The sequence below is a fragment of the Bacteroides xylanisolvens XB1A genome, assembly GCF_000210075.1.
Taxonomy (GTDB): Bacteria; Bacteroidota; Bacteroidia; order Bacteroidales; family Bacteroidaceae; genus Bacteroides; species Bacteroides xylanisolvens.
In genome coordinates, this window is record NC_021017.1 from 2,250,785 (window position 1) to 2,253,545 (window position 2,761).

Sequence of the window (2,761 nt, forward strand, 5' to 3'; positions counted from 1 at the left end):
AGATAACTTATTCTTCACCTGATTCAAACTATAAATGCAAGTTCTGTTTTTATAAATGAAACTTTCGTTTATAAAAACAGAACTTGCATTTATATAATCAAAGCTTTCATTTATAGATTACAAACAGCCAAAAGGAACTTCTCTATTAGACGAAAGAAACTTTGCATAAGAAAGAAAGGAAGTTTTCTATTAATAGCCAATGCAAGAGATAGTACATAAGAAGATTCCAATAAAGAGAAGATTATATATTTGGAAAAACAATCAACGGTATACAGTTAACCAGATATAACGGCATATTTCAGCAATAAACGGGATGCCGAACTGTCGCTAAATAGGTTCGCACTCATCAATATGGATGAATTTGACCAGAACCGAGTGAGCCAGCAGTCATTTCTGAAACATATTCTTCAAAAATCGGTTGTCAACGTCCGGCGTCCGCATAGCACCGCTACTCAAGAGATGCGCCGATACAGAGGATAAATTTGCAATAAAATGAGATACGGTGAAAGATGGCAGATCAGTGACAGATCATTTTACATCTATCACCAACGTACAACTACCATAGACAGGGAGTTTCAGCAGAAGGTGAAAGATTGAAAGATAAAAGCATGAAAAAGCTTTAGTGGAGGGAATATAGATATAAGACGAAACATCGTCTAACAAATTTTCGTTCTACTTAAATTGAAAAATAGACTCATTTAAATGGAGCCTGCATTCAACTTTAATAGAACGAAAATGGTCATGTAGATTAAATAAATTATTTATGAAAGAACCGAAAATAAGTATAGCGTCATAACAGATTATCTTTTACGATTCTCCGTTTGACAGGTTTAGATTAAACGAATAGTACTTATTTTGCTTTTTTCTTTTTCTTCGCGTTATCCTTCTTACGCATATCCTGGTATTTCTTATATTGTTCATCGGTCAGAATGCTTTTTATTTTAGCATCTATTTCCTGCCTTTTCTTTTGCATTTCTTCCCGCGTAGGCCTTTCATTCGATTTATTTTTCGCAGGTCTCATTTCTTTCATTGCAGCTTTGAAATCTTTGGCCTGCTTTTCATTCAAGCCCAGATCGGCAACAATCTGTTCCATACGTTTCTCTCTATCAGCCTTTCCATTCTGACGATTTTGAGCCATACATACAGTTGAGCCAATCAATAACGCAACTGCCAAACTTAAAATTTGCTTTCTCATCATTTTAATTCTCATATTAAATAAGTTATGTATGTTAGACCTCACAAATGGGTGAAAGTTAATTCGATAATGAGGCTAAAACTGTTTTTTCACATTATTTATCAAAGGGCAGCTAGTATCACATCGAAAAACGAATAAACGTTTTCTTATCCGGTAAAAAAACAGCAGCATCCAGTTTATCGGTTTAAAAATATTATTTCTATATTTGCAGGAAACAGATCAAAAGCTTGACATACCCTTATGCAAACCTATTACAAAACCGATTAATAATTAAAACGATGAGAACACTTTTCTTTATTCTGCCATTTATCTTTATCACTACAGGATGTATTAAACAGAATACAGAAAAAAGTGATATTTTGACAACAGAGGATATAGCCAAATTTGACAGTTTATTTAATGCCTGGGAAAAAGAAATACACAACAATCCCAAAGCACAATTAAGTTCAAGTACCCGTGCTTACACCATTTTACCCCAATTCAAAGAGCTAAAAGCTATGGGTAAGAAAATTATCCCATGTATCATAGAACAGTTTGAAAAGGACAATAACACTTTTTTTGCTTTACCTCTTTATGACGAATTACAAGATAATGACAGCCTAAAATCTCACAGAGAAACAAGCGAACAAGATAAAGTGAGCGAGATTGTACAGAAATTCAGAGAACAGGAAAAAAGAAAGATGTGGGAAGAAGCTAATAGCTACAAGACGTCTATAACCGACACTACTTTCCTGAAGACAAGAGGGACGATGTCGTATGCTGCAATAGATTTATTCACGGGACGAGGTTTCAATAAAGATTACGCATTTAATCAGGTTGTCTATTTGAAAGCCTTACAAAGAGCCCAGAAACATCTGTCTGTCGTAAATGGTCAGTTGGCATGCGACTTAAAGTCAGGTACAGAAATATATATTTCCGAAGATTTATACCTATTTATCACCGACCTTTTTAAGGATTGGAATACGTGGCTGGAATCGGGAAAATATGAGATAATAAAAGACGAACAAGGGCTTTATACAGTGTTACCTAAGAAAACCAACCAGTCATCGCAAACGAACTCCGTCACATTGCGACCTATTCCCCGTGACATTCCGACTGGAGAGAACATAAGTCCCGCTTCGCTTTCTATAGAAACAGAACACGATCATTATCCGCTATCAACTACAGAAGTAAAAATAACCATCACCAACCACTCTCACTATGAATATGAGTGCGGAGAAAAATACAGCCTTGCTTACTATAACAAAAGTAAACGGCAATGGGAAACATTGCCGACCGATCCTGTCGTTAATGATATACTGTGGATTTTCCCACCGGAGCACCCGAGTCACCAACAAACAATTAAACTCTATACATCAGAATCCCCCAACCATCCAGGGAAATACCGTATCTACAAATCATTCAACAGAGGCACCAAAGTGGCTTATGGAGAATTTGAATTACTACCTTAATGTGAATTTCCAACAACAAGCACACTCCGGATCAGTAACATTCGGATAACAGCTAATCATTTCAGTAACGATTCTTTCGTCGATGACGCGTGCAAATCCATCATACCCGAATTTC

At 36.0% G+C, this 2,761-nt stretch carries 3 protein-coding genes; 1 reads left to right on the forward strand and 2 read right to left on the reverse strand.

The window, feature by feature from the left end:
• Positions 1–850: 850 nt before the first annotated feature.
• Complete coding sequence (locus BXY_RS09225; RefSeq protein WP_008015740.1) at positions 851–1,195, reverse strand: hypothetical protein; 345 nt, start codon at positions 1,193–1,195, stop codon at positions 851–853.
• 278 nt (positions 1,196–1,473) lie between these two features.
• On the opposite strand from BXY_RS09225, the gene BXY_RS09230 reads away from it, so the two are divergent.
• On the forward strand, positions 1,474–2,646 hold the full coding sequence (locus BXY_RS09230; RefSeq protein ID WP_008642664.1) for an immunoglobulin-like domain-containing protein: 1,173 nt from the start codon (positions 1,474–1,476) through the stop codon (positions 2,644–2,646).
• On the opposite strand, the gene BXY_RS23725 is transcribed toward BXY_RS09230, so the two are convergent.
• A partial coding sequence (locus BXY_RS23725; RefSeq protein WP_008015739.1) for a DUF6125 family protein occupies positions 2,638–2,761 on the reverse strand: 124 nt, incomplete at its 5' end. The genes BXY_RS09230 and BXY_RS23725 overlap by 9 nt on opposite strands.